The organism is Melaminivora jejuensis, from assembly GCF_017811175.1.
Taxonomy (GTDB): domain Bacteria; phylum Pseudomonadota; class Gammaproteobacteria; order Burkholderiales; family Burkholderiaceae_C; genus Melaminivora; species Melaminivora jejuensis.
This window is the reverse complement of the sequence record NZ_JACWIJ010000002.1, coordinates 718,943-737,631: the sequence shown is the minus strand read 5'-3', so window position 1 is coordinate 737,631 and position 18,689 is coordinate 718,943. Positions and strand designations below refer to the sequence as shown.

Here is an 18,689-nt window from a genome sequence, read left to right as displayed (position 1 = left end):
TGTGCATGAGCTGCCACCCCGCTCTGCCCTGCCCCGGCACGGCCAAAAGCCCCCGGGGATAATCCGCGCCCTATGTCCCTCCTGCCCCACCAGCTCGAACTGCTGTCGCCCGCACGCGATGCCGACATCGGCATCGAAGCCATCAACCACGGCGCCGACGCCGTCTATATCGGCGGCCCGGCCTTCGGCGCCCGCGCCAGCGCCGGCAACGACATCCGCGCGCTGGAGCGCCTGATCCGGCACGCGCACCGATTTGGCAGCCGCATCTTCATCACGCTCAACACCATCTTGCGCGACGACGAGCTCGACGATGCGCGCAAGATGGCCTGGCAGGTCTATGAGGCCGGAGCGGATGCGCTGATCATCCAGGACATGGGCCTGCTGGAGCTCGACCTGCCGCCCATCCAGCTGCACGCCAGCACCCAGACCGACATCCGCACACCCGAGAAGGCACGCTTTCTGCAGGACGTGGGCCTGTCGCAGATCGTGCTGGCGCGCGAGCTGGATCTGGCGCAGATCGCCGCCATCCGTGCCGCCACCGACCCGGCGCGCACCAGCATCGAGTTCTTCATCCACGGCGCGCTGTGCGTGGCCTATTCGGGCCAGTGCTTCATCAGCCACGCGCACACCGGGCGCAGCGCCAACCGGGGCGACTGCAACCAGGCCTGCCGCCTGCCGTACGAGGTGCTGGACGGCCAGGGCCGCGTCCTGGCGCACGAAAAGCATGTGCTGTCCATGAAGGACAACAACCAGTCCGATAACCTGCGCGCGCTGATCGACGCCGGCGTCAGAAGCTTCAAGATCGAAGGCCGCTACAAAGACATGGCCTACGTCAAGAACATCACGGCGCACTACCGCCGGCTGCTCGACGAGATCATCGGAGAGCGCGAAGCCGGCAGCGCCCCGCTGGCGCGCGCCTCGTCCGGGCGCACCAGCTTCAGCTTCACGCCCGACCCGGATCAGAACTTCAACCGCGAGTTCACCGACTACTTCGTTAATGGCCGCCAGCAGGACATCGGCGCCTTCGACACGCCCAAGACGCCGGGCCGCGCCATCGGCTGGGTCACGCGCGTGGGCAGTGCCAAGGCAGGCGAGCAGTGGTTCGAGCTGGAGGTGAACGACCCCGCCACCGTGCTGCACAACGGCGACGGCCTGTGCTATTGGGATCTGCAAAGGGAGTTGATCGGCGTACACATCAACCGCGCCGAGTGCCAGGACGCCAGCGCTGGCCGCTGGCGCGTGTTCCCGAAAGATCCGATCGCCAGCCTCAAGGACTTGCGCCGCGGCCTGGAGATCAACCGCAACCGCGACATGGACTGGGTGCGCCAGCTGGCGAAGACATCCAGCGACCGGCGCATCGGCCTTTGGGCGCAGCTGGCCGAGACGCCGGACGGCTTTGCCCTGACGCTGACCGACGAGGATGGCTTCGTCGGCAGCGCCCATATCGGGCAGCCGCATGAACTGGCCAGCGACCCGACCCGCGCCCAGGCTGCGCTGCGCGAGCAGATCGGGCGCTTCGGCGCGACGATTTTTGCCGCACACGACATCGCGCTGGAGCTGTCGCAGCCGTGGTTCGTGCCGGCCTCGGCGCTCAACCAGCTGCGCCGCGACGCCGTGGCCCGGCTGGAGGCTGCGCGCGCCGCAGGCTTCGTGCGCCTGCCGCGCGCGCAGCCGGTCGAGCCGCCCGTGCCCTTCCCCGAGGACACGCTGACCTATCTGGCCAACGTCTTCAACCACAAGGCGCACGACTTCTACATGAAGCACGGCGTCAAGGTCATAGCCGCCGCCTACGAATCCAAGGAGGAGGCGGGCGAGGTCAGCCTGATGATCACCAAGCACTGCGTGCGCTACAGCCTGAGCCTGTGTCCCAAGCAGGCCAAGGGGGTGATCGGCGTCAAGGGCACCATCCGCGCCGAGCCGCTGCAGCTCATCAATGGCAAGGAGCGGCTGACCCTGCGCTTCGACTGCAAGCCCTGCGAGATGCACGTCGTGGGCCGGATCAAGAAATCGGTGCTCCACCAGCACGAGCGGCAGATGGCCGAGCAGCCGATGCAGTTCTATCGGACGCGGCCTGCCTAAACCGCCCCCATGCCCCGCCGTCTGCCCCCCACCAAGGAAGAATCCGCCCGCCTGCCGCGCTTTGCCACGCTGGCGCCGGCGTGCATCGGCATCCCGGCCACGCCGGCGCAGTTCGAGACGGCGCGCGCCGCGCTGCTGGCCGCGCCGGTGCTGGGCTTCGATACCGAAAGCCGCCCGCTGTTTACCGCCGGCGTCCAGGACAGCGGGCCAGACCTGGTGCAGCTGGCCACGCCGCAGCGCGCCTGGCTGCTGCAGCTGCACCACCCGCAGGCCCTGGCGCTGGCGCGCGAGGTACTGGGCGACGCACGCATCCTGAAAGTGGGTTTCGGCCTGGCCAATGACCGGCGCATCCTGCCCCGGCGCCTGGGCAGCGAGCCGGCCAATCTGCACGACCTCGACCAGGTCTTTGCCCGCCACGGCTTTGGCCGCAACATCGGCCTGCGCGCCGCCGTGGCGCTGGTGCTGGGCCAGGGCCTGAGCAAGAGCAAGAAAATGTCCACCTCCAACTGGGCGACGCGCCAGCTCAGCCCCGGGCAGATCCTCTACGCTGCCACCGACGCCCACGCCCCCGCCGTGCTGCACCCGCTGCTGCCCGCCTGGGAGGCGGCGCAGCCCGTGCAACCCACGCGGCACGGCTCCCAGCGCAGCCAGCCAAGCCAGCAGCAGGGCGATCGACATCAGGGCGATCGACACCAGGCCGGCCAGCAAGAGGCCAGTCCACGCATCCAGGGCGCAGGCCCCCGGCAACACATAAGCACATAGCCAGTACGTCGTTCGCCTGCCCGACAATCGCCGCTTTCTCGCTTTCTCCCTACCCCGCAACCCCGACGCAAGACAAGGATTCACGATGCGCATCGAAACCCTGGCCGTCCATGCCGGCTACTCGCCCGACCCGACCACCAAGTCCGCTGCCGTGCCCATCTACCAGACGGTGGCCTACGCCTTCGACAGCGCGCAGCACGGCGCCGACCTGTTCGACCTCAAGGTGCCGGGCAACATCTACACGCGCATCATGAACCCCACCAACGACGTGCTGGAGCAGCGCGTCGCGGCGCTGGAGGGCGGCATCGGCGCGGTGGCCGTGGCCTCGGGCATGGCGGCCATCACCTACGCCATCCAGGCCATTGCCGAGGCCGGCGACAACATCGTCAGCGCCAGCACGCTGTATGGCGGCACCTACAACCTGTTTGCCCACACCTTCCCGCAGCAGGGCATAACAGTGCGCTTTGCCGACCCGCGCGACCCGCAAGGCTTTGCCAGGCTGATCGACGAGCGCACCAAGGCGGTGTTTTGCGAGTCCATCGGCAACCCGCTGGGCAACGTGACCGACATCCGCGCGCTGGCCGACGTGGCGCACGCCGCCGGCGTGCCCCTGATCGTGGACAACACCGTGGCCAGCCCCTATCTGCTGCGCCCCTTCGAGCACGGCGCCGACATCGTGGTACACGCGCTGACCAAGTACCTGAACGGCCACGGCAACAGCATCGGCGGCATCGTGGTCGACAGCGGCAAATTCCCCTGGGCTGAACACAAGGCGCGCTTCAAGCGCCTGAACGAGCCGGACGTGAGCTACCACGGCGTGGTCTATACCGAAGCATTGGGCGCAGCCGCCTACATCGGCCGCGTGCGCGTGGTGCCGCTGCGCAACATGGGCGCGGCCCTGGCGCCGCACAGCGCCTTCCTGACGCTGATGGGCATCGAGACGCTGGCGCTGCGCATGGATCGCATCTGCGACAACTCCCTGGCCATTGCCAAGGCGCTGCAGGCGCACCCCAAGGTGGAGTGGGTGCGCTACGCCGGCCTGGAGGGCCACCCCGATCACGCCCTGGTGCAGCGCCAGCTCGGCGGGCGCGCCTCGGGCATTTTGTCCTTCAGCCTCAAGACCGCCGAGGGCGAGGACGCCCGCGCCGCCGGGGCGCGCTTCCTGGACGCACTCAAGCTGTTCCTGCGCCTGGTCAACATCGGCGACGCCAAGTCCCTGGCCACGCACCCGGCCTCGACCACGCACCGCCAGCTCGACGCGGACGAACTGGCCAAGGCCGGGGTCACCGAGGGCATGGTGCGCCTGTCCATCGGCATCGAGCACATCGACGACCTGCTGGCCGACCTGCACCAGGCGCTGGACGCGGTCTGAGGCATCCCCTGCACCTCTTGCTCCTCCCCTCTGGAGAGGGCCTTTCTCGCTCCCTTCCTCTGCAGGGGGAAGGAGCGGAAACCCGCATCCATCAAGCGCGAACAGCTATCACTGCGATAGCAAACAAGTTCAACGCCGCGCCCCCGTCGACGTGGCAGCGCCCCCCTCCACCCACGGCGCCACCCACCCCCCGCCCAGCGCCTGGATCAGCGCAATCACCGCCTGCTGGCGCTGCAGCTGCAGCTGCATCAGCGAGCGGCGCGCGTTCAAGGCAGCCGTCTGCGCCGTGACCACGGCGGTGTAGGCGGAAATACCGGCGCGGTAGCTGTTGAGCGTGCGCTCCTCGGCGCCGGCAGCGGCCTCGGCCGCCAGGGCCGCGTGGCCGATCTGCTCATCGAGCGCCAGCAGCGCCGTCAGCTGATCCTCGACCTGGCTGATGGCCTGCAGCACGCTTTGCCGATAGGTCGCCGCCGCCACCTGCTGCGCCGCCAGCGCCTGCCCGGTGGCCGCACTGCGCGCGCCGCCATCGAACAGGGCCTGCGCCAGCGTCGCGCCCAGCGACCAGGCCAGCGTCGGCGCACTGACCAGCTGCGCCAGGCTGCTGGCCGCCCCGCCCGCGCCGGCGCTCAGGCTCAGCGCCGGAAACCACGCCGCCTGCACCGCGCCGATGGCGGCATTGGCAGCGGCCACGGCGCGCTCGGCGGCCACCACGTCCGGGCGGCGCAAGAGCAGCTCGGAGGGCAGCGCCGGCGGCACCTCGGGCGCCGTGCGCACCCAGCGCGCCGTGTGCAGCGCGAAGCTGGACGGCACCTCGCCCACCAGCAGGGCAATGGCGTGCTCGTAGGTGTCGCGGCTGCGCTGCAGGCCGGCGCGTGTGGACAGCGCGGATTCGAGCGTGCTTTGCGCCTGCAGCACGTCGGTGCGCGCCACCATGCCGGCGTCGTAGTTGTTCTGCGTGATGGCCAGCGCGCGGCGGTAACCGTCGATGATGTCCTCCAGCAGCGCTCCCTCGGCCTCGGCCTCGCGCAGGGCGAACCAGGCCTGCGCCAGACTGGCCTGCGCCGACAGCCGCGCCGCCGCCAGATTGGCCTGGCTGGCCTGGACGTTGGCCCCCTGCTGCGCCACGCCCGCCTGCAGCCGGCCCCACAGATCGGGCGCCCAGCTGGCATTCAGGCCCAGCGTGGCCGAGCCGCGCGCCGGCTCGCCACTGCGCTGCGCGCCCAGTTGCACGCCCAGCGTCGGTGCCAGTTGCGCCTGCGCCTGACGCAGCAGCGCCTGCGCCTGCGCCACGCGGGCCACGGCGGCGGCCAGGTTCTGGTTGCCGATCTCTACGCGCGGCATCAGCGCATCCAGCCCCTCGTCGCCGAACAGCTCCCACCAACGGCCCTCCTGCCAGGCGCGGTAGTGCTCGGTGCCGACCCAGCCCTCGGGCGCCACGCCGAGCCAGTCCTGTCCCACGGCCACGAGTGGCGCCTCGTGCGGTGGCGCTGCCGTGCAGCCGGCCAGTGCCAGCCAGGCCGCCAGACACAGGGGTTTCCAGCATGAAAAACGCCTCAAACCCTTGCTGGACAAGCGCAAGCAGCTATTAAATTTAGAATTCTTCATATTCATCCTGCCAGCCCGGCAGCCGTCTGTGCGCCGGCTTGCGCGTCCCCGGAGCGCGCCGCTCCACCACTGCCCGCAGCCGGCTGGCGCGGCCTGCGGCGCAGGCGATCGAGCAGCACATAGACCGCCGGCGTGGTCAAGAGCGTCAGCAACTGGCTGGCGATCAGGCCGCCGACGATGGTCACGCCCAGCGGCTGGCGCAGCTCCGCGCCCTGGCCGAAACCGATGGCCAGCGGCAGCGCGCCCAGGCCGGCGGCCAGCGTGGTCATCAAAATGGGGCGAAAGCGCAGCAGGCTGGCCTCGCGCACGGCAGCTGTGGCGTCCAGGCCGCGTGTGCGCTCGGCCTCCAAGGCAAAGTCGATGATCAGGATGGCGTTCTTCTTGACGATGCCGATCAGGAGGAACACGCCGATCAGCGCCATGATGGAAAACTCCATCTTCAGGGCTAGCAGCGCCAGCACCGCGCCAAAGCCGGCGCTGGGCAGCGTGGTCAGCACCGTGACGGGGTGGATCAGGCTCTCGTACAGGATGCCCAGCACGATGTAGATGACCACGATGGCGGCCACGATCAGCAGGCCCTGCTGCGATTGCGTCTGCTGGGCGGCAGCCGCCGCGCCGGCAAAGCTGCCGCGCACGTTGTTGGGCAGGCCGATGGCCTCCAGCGCCTCGCGCACGGCGGCGCGCGCCTCATCGAGCGACACGCCCTCGCCCAGGTTGAAGGACAGCGTGCTCGACAGCTCCCCGCCGTCGTGATAGACGCCCGCCGGCACGGCGCGCTCGCCCACGCTGGCCAGCGCCGCCAGCGGCACCATGGGCGCGGCGCTGACCGACAGCGGCTGCCCGGTCGAGGCATTGCGCAGCGCCGGGTTGGCCGAGCTGCCGCCAGTGCTGGCCGTGCCAGCCGTACCGGATGCGCCCGATGTTGCCGCCGTCCCAGCCGCCCCCGCCGTCGTCCCGCGCACCGTGGCCGCCACCCAGACATCGTCCAGCGCCTGGGGCGACTGGGTGTAGCGCGGCGCCCACTCCATGACCACGCTGTACTGGTTCAGGTCGCTGTACATGGTGGCCACCTGGCGCTGGCCGAAGGCGTTGTACAGCGCCGCGTCTATGGCCTGCGCCGTCACGCCCAGGCTGGCGGCGCGGGCGCGGTCGATCTGCACGAAGGTTTCCACGCCGTTGTCGCTCTGGTCGTCGTCGATGTCGGTCAAGCGCTCGTCGCTCCTGAGCTGCTCGGCCAGGCGCTGCGTCCAGTCCTTCAGGTCGGCGGCGTTGTCGGCTTTCAGCACGTATTGGTAGGTGGCATTGCTGCTGCGCCCGCCCATGCGCAGCTCCTGCGCCGGGTTCAGGAACACGCGCAGGCCGGTGATGCCCGCCAACTGCGGGCGCAGCCGGTTGATGACGGCGCGCGTGCCCTCGCCCTTGGGCCGTTCGGCGGCACTCTTGAGCGTGGCCGACAGAAAGCCGCCGCTGCCGCCGCTGGCAAAGGCCACCACCGTGCCCACGGACGGATCGGCGCGGATGATGTCCACGGCCTGCTGCAGCTTGTCGGCAAAGGCGCCGGAGGAAATGCTCTGGTCGGCGCGCAGGCCGCCCATCATCTGGCCGTTGTCCTGCTCGGGGAAGAAGCCCTTGGGGATAGCGGCAAACAGATAGCCGTTCAGGCCGACGATCACGATCAGCACCGCCACCGACAGCCAGGGCGCGGCCAGCGTGCCATCGAGCGCCCAGGCGTAGGCGGCCAGCACCCGGCGCTCGCCGCCGCCGGCCCAGCGCCCCAGCGCGGCGCGCAGCCGTCCGGCCAGGCTGGTGCGCGCTGGCCGGGCGCTGGCCCCGGGCGCAGCCGCCGCCCGGCGCGGCAGCAGCAGGGCGCACAGCATGGGCGTGGTGGTCAGCGAAATCAGCAGCGAGATCATGACCGCCACCGACAGCGTGACCGCGAACTCGCGAAACATCCGCCCCGGCTGCCCGCCCATGAACAGCAGCGGGATGAACACCGCCACCAGCGAGATGCTGATGGTCAGCACCGTGAAGCCCACCTCGCGCGCGCCATCGAGCGCGGCGCGCGTGCGCTCCATGCCGGCCTCCAGATGCCGGGTGATGTTCTCAATCACCACGATGGCATCGTCCACCACGAAGCCCGTGGCCACCGTGAGCGCCATCAGCGTCAGGTTGTTGAGCGAGTAGCCCAGCGCATACATCACGGCGAAAGTGCCCAAGAGCGACACCACGGTTGCCACCGCCGGGATGACGGCTGCGCGCAGCGTGCGCAAAAACAGTCCGACCACCGCCACCACCAGCAGCACGGCCACGACCAGGGTGATCTCGACCTCGCGCACCGAGGCGCGCACCGAGCCGGTGCGGTCGATGGCCACGTGCAGCTCGATGTCCGAGGGCAGTTGCGCGCGCAGTTGCGGCAGCAGCGCATCAATGGCATCCGCCGTGGCGATCAGGTTGGCGTCGGGCTGCTGGGTGATGTTGACGATGATGGCCGGCTGGCCGTTGAACATGCCGCGCGTGCGCGTGTCCTGCACGCTGTCGCTGACGCGCGCCACCTGCGACAGGCGCACCTCCTGGCCGCCGCGCATGGCCACGATCAGGCTCTGCCAGTCGGCGGCGCGCAGGCCCGGCGCCGGGGTCAGCACCTGCAGGGCGCGGCCATCGGCGGCCCCCCCGACCTCGATCACGCCCTTGGGCCGGTTGGCATTGCCGGCCTGCAGCGCGGCGCGCACGTCGTCGCCGCTGATGCCCAATTGCGCCAGGGCAAAGGGGTTGAGCTCGACGCGCACCGCCGGCTGCGAGCCGCCGCCCAGCGTCACATCGCCCACGCCCGGCACTTGCAGCAGGCGCTGGCTGACGATGTTGCTCACGGCGTCGTAGATCTGCCCCGTGGAGCGCGTGGCCGAGGTCAGCGCCAGGATCAAAAACGGCTGCGCCGCCGGGTTGGCCTTGCGGTAAGTCGGGTTGGCGCGCAGGTTGGCCGGCAGGTCGGCGCGGGCGGCGTTGATGGCCGCTTGCACGTCGCGGGCGGCGCTGTCGATGTCGCGGTTCAAGTCGAACTGCAGCACCACGCGCGTGCTGCCGTTGCCGCTGAAGCTGGTCATCTCGTTGACGCCGGCAATCGGGCCCAGCGTGCGCTCCAGCGGCGTGGCCACGGTGCGCGCCATGTCGGCGGGGCTGGCGCCGGGCAGGTTGGCGGTGACGAAGATGACCGGGAAATCCACCGCCGGCAGCCGCGCCACGGGCAGCAAAAAATACGCCGCCACCCCGGCCAGGGCCAGGCCGATGGTCAGCAGCACGGTGGCGATGGGCCGGGCGATGAAGGGGCGCGAGAGGTTCATGCGCCGCCCTCTTGTTCTTCACTCCCTCCCCCTCTGGGTGGGGGCAACGCTGCGCCCTGGGCACGCCGGCCCCCACCCTGCTCCTCCCCCAGAGGGGGAGGGAAAAGGGAAGACCCCAGCCGGTCGAACCACAGATAAATGACCGGCGTGGTGTACAGCGTCAGGAGCTGCGACAGCACCAGCCCGCCGAAGATGGCGATGCCCAGCGGGCGGCGCAGCTCCGCCCCGTCGCCCCAGCTCAGCATCAGCGGCACGGCGGCGGCCAGCGCGGCCAGCGTGGTCATCAGGATGGGCCGAAAGCGCAACAGCGCTGCCTGGTGGATGGCCTCGCGCGCACTTTTGCCGCCCGTGCGCTCGGCGTCGATGGCGAAGTCGATCATCATGATGGCGTTCTTCTTGACGATGCCGATCAGCAGCACCAGGCCGATGATGCCCACCACGTCCAGGCTGTAGCCCATCAGATCCAGCGCCAGCAGCGCGCCCACGCCAGCCGAGGGCAGCGTGGACAGAATGGTCAGCGGATGGACGTAGCTCTCGTAGAGCACGCCCAGCACGATATAGACGCAGACCACAGCGGCCAGGATCAGCCACAGCTGGTTGGCCAGCGACGATTGGTACGCCCCGGCAGCGCCGGTGAAGCGCAGCGTGATGGCCGGCGGCAGGCCGGCATCCTGCGCCGCCGCGCGCACCGCCTGCACGGCAGCGCCCAGGCTGACGCCCGGCGCGGTGTCAAAGCCCACCGTGGCCGCCGGGTACTGGCCGACGCGGCGCACCACCAGCGGCGTGCTTTCCTCCACCACCTCGGCAAACGAGTCCAGCGGCGTGGTCTGGCCGCTGGCGGTGCGGATCGGCAACTCGCGCAGCGCGCGCAGGCTGGCGGCGTCGCCCTGCGCCGCCTCCAGGATCACGCGGTACTGGTTGGTCTCGGTGAAGATGGTCGAGACGATGCGCTGGCCAAAGGCGCTGTACAGCAGGCTGTCCAGGCTGCTGGCGGTGACGCCCAGGCGGGCGGCGCTGTCGCGATCGACGCGGATCATGGCCGCCGGGCCGCTGGCGCCGGCCTCGGTCGTGGCATGGCGCACCTCGGGCACTTCGCCCTGCAGGCGCTGCACCAGGCGCTGCGCCCACTGGTTGACCTGCTGCGTGTCCACGCCCTCCAGGTCGAAGCGGTACTGCGTCGGGCCGGCGTCCGAGTCGATGGTCAAGTCCTGCGTCGGCTGCAGGAACAGGGTCGCCCCGGCCACCTGCTCGGCCACCGCGCGGCGCAGGCGCTGCATGATGGCTGCCTCCGAGGCGTCGAAGATGCCGCGCGGGCGCAGGTTGATGACCAGCCGGCCACTGGACAGGGCGCTGTTGTTGGCCGCATCGACCCCGACCACCGAGCTGACCGACTGCACCGCCGCATCGCGCGCCACGATCTGCGCCACCTGGCCCTGCAGCGCCGACATGCGGACAAACGACACATCGGCGGCGGCCTGCACCTGGCCCTGCAGCTGGCCGGTGCTCTGCGTCGGGAACAAGTCCTTGGGGATGACCACGTACAGCAGCACGGTGAGTGCCAGCGTCAGCAGGGCCAGCAGCAGGGTCAGCGGCTGATGCCCCAGCACCCACTGCAGGCTGCGGTCGTAGTGCCCGATCGTCCAGTCCAGTCCCTGCTGGATACTGCGGGCGATACGGCCCTGCACGGCATCGAGCGGCCCCAGCATCCGCGCCGACATCATGGGCACCAGGGTCAGCGAGACCACAGCGGAAAACAAGATGGTGATGGCCAGCGTCACCGCGAACTCGCGAAACAGCCGGCCAATGACCTCCTGCATGAACAGCAGCGGAATCAAGACGGCGATCAGCGAGACGGTGAGCGAGATGATGGTGAAGCCGATCTCGCCCGCGCCGTCCAGGGCGGCCTGCATGGGGGTTTTTTGCTCCCCCTCGCCGGCATTCATCTCGCGATGCCGGGCGATGTTCTCGATCATCACGATGGCGTCATCGACGACGAAGCCGGTGGCAATAGTCAGCGCCATCAGCGTCAGGTTGTTGAGCGAGTAGCCCAGCAGGTACATGAAGGCCAGCGTGCCGATCAGCGATACCGGCACGGCGATGCTGGCGATCACCGTGGCGCGCAGGCTGTGCAGGAAGGCAAAGATGACCAGCACCACCATGACCACGGCCAGCACCAGCTCCAGCTGCACGTGCTGCACCGAGGCGCGGATGCCCAGCGTGCGATCGGTGAGCACGGCCAGTTGCACGCTGTGCGGCAGGCTCTCCTGCAGCGCCGGCAGCTGGCGCTTGATGGCGTCCACCGTGGCGATCACGTTGGCGCCGGGCTGGCGCTGCACGTTCAGGATGATGGCCGGAGTCAGGCCAGCGGGCTGCTGCGCTGCGTTTGAGGGTGAAATCCGGCCCAAACCCTTGTCTGGCAAGCGCTGGTAGCTATCGTTTTCATCATCATGGATGGACACCCAGGCGCCCAGGCGGCGGTTTTCCGCGCCGTCCACCACCTCGGCCACGTCCTGCAGGCGCACCGGTGCGCCGCCCACGTAGGCCACTATCAGTTCGCGGTAGTCCTGCACCGACAGCAGCTGGTCGTTGGCGTTGATGCTGTACTGGCGCGTCGGTCCGTCGAAGCTGCCCTTGGCGCTGCTGGAGTTGCCCGCCGCGATGGCGCTGCTGATGGCGTCCAGCGACAGGCCCATGCTGGCCAGCGCCTGCACGTTGCCCTGCACGCGCACGGCGGGGCGCTGGCCGCCGGCCAGGGTCACCAGGCCGACGCCGTCGATCTGGCTGATCTTGAGCGCCAGCCGGGTGTTGACCAGGTTCTGCACCTCGGTCAGGGGCAGGCTGCTGGAGGTGACGGCCAGCTGCAGCACCGGCGCGTCCGCCGGGTTGATCTTGGCGTACACCGGCGGCGCGGGCAGGTCGGCGGGCAGCAGCGAGCCGGCCGCGTTCATGGCCGCCTGCACCTGCTGCTCGGCGGTGTCCATGTCCAGGCTCAGGCCGAACTGCAGGGTGATCAGCGACACCCCGGCGCTGCTGGTGCTGCCCATGCGCGAGAGGCCCGGCATCTGGCCGAGCTGGCGCTCCAGCGGCGCGGTGACGGTGCGGCTCATGACATCCGGGCTGGCGCCCGGGTAGAGCGTCTGCACCTGGATGGTCGGGTAGTCCACCTGCGGCAGCGCCGCCACCGGCAGAAAGCGCAGCCCCACCAGGCCGGCCAGCACGATGGCCAGCATGACCAGGGCCGTGGCCACGGGGCGCTGAATGAACAGGCGCGAGACGTTCATGCGTGCCAGGCCCAGGGGTCAGCGGCTGGCGCTGGCGCTGGCGGCAGGGGCCGCTGGCGCGGGAGCGGGAGCGCCGGCGCCAGGCGTGCGCGCGCCGCCACGTCCGCCCGGCGCACCGCCCTCGCCGGCCAACTGCACCTTGCCGCCATCCTTGACGCGGTCGCCGCCCTCGGTGACCACGCGCTCGCCGGCGGCCAGGCCCTGAGTGATCAGCACCTCGCGCACGCTGGCCATGCCGCGCACGACCGGGCGCAGGCGGGCCGTGCGCTCGTCGTCGATGACATAGACGTAGTCGCCCTGCGGCCCGCTGCGCAGCGCCGTGACTGGCACCAGCACGCCGCGCTCCACGCCCAATTGCAGCCGGGCGTTGACGAATTGATTCGGAAACAGCGCCCCGTCCCCATTGGCAAAGCGCGCCTTGGCGCGCACCGTGCCGGTGCTGGCCGTGACCTGGTTGTCCAGCGTCAGAAAACGCCCTTCGGCCAGGGTCTGCGTGCGCGCGCGATCCAGCGCCACCACGGACAGGCCGCCAGCGGCGGCTTGCTGCGCTGCCAGCACCGCCGGCACCCGATCCTGCGGCACGGCAAACAGCACGTCGATGGGCTGCACCTGGGTGATGGTGGCGATGCCGCCGCTCAACCCCGAGCTGACCAGGTTGCCGACATCGACCGCGCGCAGGCCAATGGTGCCCGACACCGGCGCACGCAGTGTGGTGTGCTCCAGGTTCAGCCGGGCCGTACCCTCGCTGGCGCGGTCGGCCTGCAGCGCCGCTTCGAGCTGCTGCACCAGCGCGGTCTGGGTATCCAGCGTCTGGCGGGCAATGGAGTCCTGGCGCCACAGCTCCTCGTAGCGCGCCAGCGTCACGCGCGCCGCGCTCAGCTGCGCCTGGTCGCGCGCGCTCTGGCTTTTGGCCTGCGCCAGCGCCTGCTCGAAGGGGCGCGGGTCGATGCGCGCCAGCACCTGGCCTTTCCTGACGCTCTGGCCCTCCTCGAACAGCACTTCGGTCAGCACGCCCGAGACCTGCGGCACCAGCGCGGCGGTGACCGAGGGCGTCACCGTGCCCAGCGCATCGATCACGATGGGCAGCTCGCCCTGCACCGCACGCGCCGCGCCGACGGTGCTGGCCGGCATGGCGCCGCCAAAGACCATGCCCACGCCCGGCACCCCGCTGCCCGGCGCGCCGCCCGGCCCGGCAGGCGCGCGCGCGCGCTGCACCAGGTACCACGACAGGGCGGCCAGCAGGGCGATCAGCGCCAGCGCCACCAGCACGGCGCGCCAGCGTCGAGGCCGGCGCGCTGCCGGGAAGGCAGCAGGGGCGGGATGCTCGGGAGAATCAGCGGAGTCAGCGGAAACGGCCATGCGAAACAGCTCGGCAGGGAGCTAGACAGTGACGGGGCAGTGTTCATCCTAGCAGCCCCGGCGCCGGCTGGCGGGCGCTCACGCCGCACTGATTTTCAGCATGAAAATTGGCTCTAGTCCAATGCTGGCAAGCGCTGGCAGCTATCTTTTTTGCAAACTTGCAAGAGGCGGGAGAGCGCCCGGCTTTACCCGGTTTTTACCTCGCCTTCACGGCTGCGCCACCCCGGCGCTGCTGCGCGCCAGGCGCAGGCCGGCAAATTGCCAGCGCGCTGTGGCCGGGAAGAAGTTGCGGTAGCTGGCGCGCACATGGCCCGCTGGCGTGGCGCATGAGCCGCCGCGCAGCACGTACTGGTTGACCATGAACTTGCCGTTGTACTCGCCCACCGCGCCGGGCGCCGGGGCAAAGCCCGGATAGGGCGCGTAGCTGGAGCTGGTCCACTCCCAGACATCGCCCAGCAGCTGCTGCAGCGCATCGGCCTGCGCTGGCGGCTGCGGTGCCGGCAGCGGGTGCAGCACGCCGGAGTCGGCAAAGTGGCCGGCCTGCGCGTGGCCGGCCCCGGCACCTGGCAGGCTGCGCTGCGCAGCCACCTCCCACTCGGCCTCGGTGGGCAGGCGCGCGCCGGCCCAGCGGGCGTAGGCGTCGGCCTCGAAGTACGACAGATGCACCACCGGCTGCGCCGGCGCCAGGGGCTGGCCGCCGGCCAGGGTGAATTCCTCCCAGCCCTGGTCTGTCGCCTCTGCGGTGCGGCCCGGATGAGCGGCGCGGCGCCAGTACAGCGGGTGCTCGATCTGCTGGCTGCGCAGCCAGTCCCAGCCCTCGGCCAGCCACCAGCCCGGCTCGTGGTAGCCGCCGGCCTCGACGAAGGCCAGGTATTCGGCATTGCTGACGGGCCGGCTGGCCAGCTCCCAGGCGTCCAGCCAGACCTGGTGGCGCGGCAGCTCGTTGTCGAAGGCAAAGCCGGCACCGGCGTGGCCGATGCGTGCCAGGCCGGCCTCGAAGCGCTGCCAGCGCAGCGGCGGCACCTCCTGCGGCACCGTCTGCTGTTGCGCCGCCGCCTGCCGATACGCCGGCCAGGTCGGGTTGCACCACAGCAGGTGCTTGATGTCGGTGGCGATCAGTTCCTGGTGCTGCTGCTCGTGCTGCAGGCCCAGCTCCAGCAGCGTGGCCAGCCCGGCGCTGTCGGCAGCGTCGGCGCAGCTGCCCTGCTGCAGCACCTGCTCCATGCGCTGCTCGACGTTGGCGCGCCAGGCGCGCACCGTGGCCAGGTCGGGGCGCGTCAGCAAGCCGCGCTGGGCGCGCGGGTGCTGGCGGCCCACGCCCTGGTAGTAGGAGTTGAACAGCACCCGGAAGGCCGGATCGAAGGGCGCGAACTGCGGCTCGAAGCGCTCCAGGATGAAGGTCTCGAAGAACCAGGTGGTGTGCGCCAGGTGCCACTTGACCGGGCTGGCCTCCAGCATGGACTGAGCGGCGCAGTCCTCGGGCGACAGCGGCGCGGCCAGGCGCTCGGTGGCGGCGCGCACGGCGGCAAAGCGCTCGCCGGCGCTGCCGCCTGCGGGCGTGGACGCTGAGGACACGGGCAGATCGCCGGACGACAGTCGCATGGTGTTTCCCTCGCTTGCTGGATGCTCGTTCGTGGATGGGCGCGGTCATGGCCGGGCCGTGCGCCCGGAGGCTCAGGCTCAGGCTCAGTCAGGCCCGGGCGTGGATCAGGGCGTACCAGCCGCGCTCGTCCGTCCAGGCCTGGGGCTGATGGAAGCCGGCGCGCTGCAGCATGTCCAGAAAGACCGGCAGCGGGTATTTGTAGCTGTTTTCCGTGTGGATGCGTTCGCCCCCGGCGAAGTCGCGCCCGCCGCCGGGCCAGCGCACACTCTGCGGCCCGCAGGCGGCCAGGTGCATCTCGATGCGCGAGTCGGCCTCGTTGAACAGCGCCACGTGGCGCCACTGCTGCGGCGCAAAATCGCTGCCGATCAGGCGGTTCACGTGCGCCAGGGCATTGCGGTTGAAGGCTGCGGTCACGCCGGCGGCGTCGTCGTAGGCGGCGCGCAGCACGGCCCTGTCCTTGGGCAGGTCGATGCCGATCAGGAGGCCGCCCCCGGCAGCACCGCCCGCCGCGTCGCCCCGGGCCAGCGCGTGCATGTGGCGCAGCAGCGCCAGCGCCGCCGGCGGGTCGAAGTTGCCGATGGACGAGCCGGGATAGAAGACCAGCCGCTGGCGCTCCGCGATGCCCGGCGGCAGCTGGATGCCTGCCGTGATGTCGCCGCCCACGGCGCGCGCGTCCAGGGCGGGCAGCGCCGTGCGCAGCCGCGCCACGGCATCCTGCAGGTAGCCGGCGCTGACATCCACGCCCACATACTGGCGCGCGCGCAGCAGCCGGCACAGCACCAGCGCCTTGGCGCAACTGCCAGCCCCCGGCTCGATGACCACGCCCGGCGTGCCCACAGTGTCGGCAATGGCGCGGGCATGGCGCAGCAGCACGGCGCGCTCGGTGCGCGTGGGGTAGTACTCGGGCAGGCGCGTGATGGCCTCGAACAGCTCGGAGCCGCGCTGGTCATAGAAATACCGGGGCGAAATGGCGGCCTGCGGGCGCAGCAACTGCGCGCTGATCTGCGCACGTTCGGCCACCGGCGCCAGCGGCCCGGCGCGACTGCCGCCCTCCCCGCGCGGGAGATCAGCGCCTGTGCGGCAGGGTGGGACAGCGGGGCGGCAGGGGCAAGGGCAGCGACAGACATGGCCGGCAAGACTGCGCCCCAATGGACTGCCCGTGCGCCGGCCAATGCACCCGGGCGCGGTAGGACAGGGGCGCAAGCTGCCCTGCAGACCCGTCCAGGGCCACAAAATCATGGTCAAAACCGGCCCAAACCCTTGCCAGGCAAGCGCTGACAGCTATGTTTTACAGAGCAAAAAAAAAGGCTGATGCCCAAAAGCATCAGCCCACAATTGCACCATGAAGAGCCGCCACGAAAGCGGCGTTTACCTTGTTGTTGTCCCTCTCTGACTTCTTGTTCTCATGCGTGGCCCTCAGGCCAACGCAGGCCTCAGAAGCGCCAGCCCAGGCCGACGCCGGCCAGCACCGGATCGACCTTGAACTTGCCGATCTTGGCGCCGGCAGACTTCACGTCGGTGCTGATATAGACCTTCTTGACATCGAAGTTCAGGTACATGTTCTTGGACAGCGGGATGTCCACGCCCAGTTGCAGCGCGCCGCCCCAGCTGTTGCGGCCCACGTCGGCCTGCAGGTGCGCCACGGCAGGGCTGAACTTCACGCTGGAAAAGCGCGTGTAGTTGATGCCTGCGCCGACATAGGGCTTGAAGCCGCCGAAGTTGGTGAAGTGGTACTGCGCCAGCAGCGTCGGCGGCAGATGCTTGAGGCTGCCGATGTCGGCGCCGGCGGAGCGGATGTCCTGCTTTTGCGGATAGGTCAGGATCAGCTCGGCGGCGATGTTGGGCGTGAAGAAATAGCTCACGTCCAGCTCGGGGATGAACTTGTTGTTGATCGACAGATCCAGGTTCGGGTTGGTGCTGCCGCCATTGGCGCTGTTCAGGTGGACGGCGCGCACGCGCACCATCAGCGGGCCTTCGGCGGAGGACTGCTGCGCAAACGCAGCGCCCGAGGTCATGGCACACACGGCGGCCAGGGCGAGCAGGGTCTTTTTCATCATGTTCGGGGGCTTGTTGGAGAACACGGGGACGACCCCCGTGCAAACCATTAGGCCCACGAGCAAATTGCTCAGGTTTGCCTCAGATCAAGCTTTGCTGCACTGCATACACTTGCCATCCGGCGGTGTTCACCTGGCGCCACGCAGGCGCTGCACCAGCGTCCAGCCGGCCAGCGCCAGCGCACCGGCCACCACCCCCACCAGCGCCCCGAGCAGGTGCGTGGCCAGGAATTCCCACAGGCCGCCCAGCGGCCAGCCGGCGAGCTGCGCGCCGGCGTGCTCGATGGCGCGCGCCAGCGGCGGCACGCCATGCACGATGATGCCCCCGCCCACCAGGAACATGGCCGCCGTGCCGGCCACCGTCAGGCCCTTCATCAGCCTGGGCGCGGCGCTCACCAGCACCTGGCCCACGCGGCGCGCCAGCGCACTGCCCTTGCCCATCAGCCACAGGCCCACGTCGTCCATTTTCACGATGCCGGCCACCAGCCCGTACACGCCCAGCGTCATGAACAGGGCAATGGCCGACAGCACTGCCAGCTGCTGCATGAAGGGGGCCTGCGCCACCGTGCCCAGGGCGATGACGATGATCTCCGCCGACAGGATGAAGTCGGTGCGGATGGCGCCGCGCACCTTGGATTTTTCCAGCTGCGCGATATCGGCCGCCGTGGCCGCCTTGCCGCCCAGCCGGGCCAGGGCGGCCTGCGCGGCCTGCTGCGGGTCGGCGTGGGAGGCCTGCTTCCAGTGCGCCAGCTTTTCCACGCCCTCCAAGCTCAGGTAGGTGCCGCCCAGCATCAGCAGCGGCGTGATGGCCCAGGGCGCCAGGGCGCTGATGGCCAGCGCTGCCGGCACCAGGATGGCCTTGTTGACCAGCGAGCCGCGCGCCACGGCCCAGACCACCGGCAACTCGCGCTCGGCGCGCACGCCGCTGACCTGCTCGGCGTTCAGCGCCAGGTCGTCGCCCAGCACGCCGGCAGCCTTTTGCGCCGCCATTTTGGTCATGACAGACACGTCGTCGGCCATGGCGGCGCTCTTGCGCGCGGCCAGCTTGGACATCAGGGCTACGTCGTCGAGCAGCGTGGCAATGTCGTCGAGCAAGGTCAAAAGGCTGGCACCGGCCATTGGGCGCACTCCGCAAATGAAAAAAGGTGGGCGATTTTGAACAAAAAAAGCCTCCAGCGCCCGTCGGACGAGCGCTGGAAGCTATGTTTTTTGCAGAACCCGGCCAGGCGTCAGAAA

Annotated in this window: 11 protein-coding genes; 3 read left to right on the top strand and 8 right to left on the bottom strand. The window is 70.0% G+C overall.

The window, feature by feature from the left end; genetic code table 11:
* Positions 1–72 precede the first annotated feature (72 nt).
* The 3 genes from IDM45_RS03720 to IDM45_RS03710 all read left to right on the top strand — a co-directional run bounded on the left by IDM45_RS03720 (position 73) and on the right by IDM45_RS03710 (position 4,213).
* Positions 73–2,079, top strand: coding sequence for a peptidase U32 family protein (locus IDM45_RS03720; protein ID WP_209421692.1), 2,007 nt, complete (start codon positions 73–75; stop codon positions 2,077–2,079).
* Between the two features lie 9 nt (positions 2,080–2,088).
* Positions 2,089–2,841, top strand: a complete 753-nt coding sequence (locus IDM45_RS03715) for a 3'-5' exonuclease (RefSeq protein ID WP_209421690.1) — start codon at positions 2,089–2,091, stop codon at positions 2,839–2,841.
* Positions 2,842–2,926: 85 nt separating this feature from the next.
* Positions 2,927–4,213, top strand: a complete 1,287-nt coding sequence (locus IDM45_RS03710; protein ID WP_209421688.1) for an O-acetylhomoserine aminocarboxypropyltransferase/cysteine synthase family protein — start codon at positions 2,927–2,929, stop codon at positions 4,211–4,213.
* Between the two features lie 129 nt (positions 4,214–4,342).
* On the opposite strand, the gene IDM45_RS03705 is transcribed toward IDM45_RS03710, so the two are convergent.
* The 8 genes from IDM45_RS03705 to IDM45_RS03670 form a co-directional block, all read right to left on the bottom strand.
* Positions 4,343–5,818 (bottom strand): efflux transporter outer membrane subunit, encoded by a 1,476-nt coding sequence (locus tag IDM45_RS03705; protein WP_209421686.1) that lies wholly within the window; start codon positions 5,816–5,818, stop codon positions 4,343–4,345.
* Positions 5,819–5,820: 2 nt separating this feature from the next.
* Positions 5,821–9,156 (bottom strand): efflux RND transporter permease subunit, encoded by a 3,336-nt coding sequence (locus IDM45_RS03700; RefSeq protein ID WP_209421684.1) that lies wholly within the window; start codon positions 9,154–9,156, stop codon positions 5,821–5,823.
* Positions 9,153–12,437, bottom strand: a complete 3,285-nt coding sequence (locus IDM45_RS03695; protein ID WP_209421683.1) for an efflux RND transporter permease subunit — start codon at positions 12,435–12,437, stop codon at positions 9,153–9,155. The genes IDM45_RS03700 and IDM45_RS03695 overlap by 4 nt, the downstream gene beginning before the upstream one ends.
* Positions 12,438–12,455: 18 nt before the next feature.
* Complete coding sequence (locus IDM45_RS03690) at positions 12,456–13,796, bottom strand: efflux RND transporter periplasmic adaptor subunit (protein WP_209421682.1); 1,341 nt, start codon at positions 13,794–13,796, stop codon at positions 12,456–12,458.
* Between the two features lie 207 nt (positions 13,797–14,003).
* Positions 14,004–15,398 carry an ergothioneine biosynthesis protein EgtB gene (gene egtB, locus IDM45_RS03685; RefSeq protein ID WP_209421681.1) on the bottom strand — a complete coding sequence of 465 codons (1,395 nt, stop codon included), beginning with the start codon at positions 15,396–15,398 and terminating at the stop codon, positions 14,004–14,006.
* An 88-nt stretch (positions 15,399–15,486) separates the two neighbouring features.
* Positions 15,487–16,428: an L-histidine N(alpha)-methyltransferase gene (egtD, locus tag IDM45_RS03680; protein WP_233457558.1), complete on the bottom strand. Its 942-nt coding sequence runs from the start codon at positions 16,426–16,428 to the stop codon at positions 15,487–15,489.
* A gap of 404 nt (positions 16,429–16,832) precedes the next feature.
* Positions 16,833–17,453, bottom strand: coding sequence for an OmpW/AlkL family protein (locus IDM45_RS03675; RefSeq protein ID WP_209421679.1), 621 nt, complete (start codon positions 17,451–17,453; stop codon positions 16,833–16,835).
* Between the two features lie 129 nt (positions 17,454–17,582).
* Positions 17,583–18,572, bottom strand: coding sequence for a DUF808 domain-containing protein (locus tag IDM45_RS03670; protein WP_209421678.1), 990 nt, complete (start codon positions 18,570–18,572; stop codon positions 17,583–17,585).
* Between the last annotated feature and the right edge of the window lie 117 nt (positions 18,573–18,689).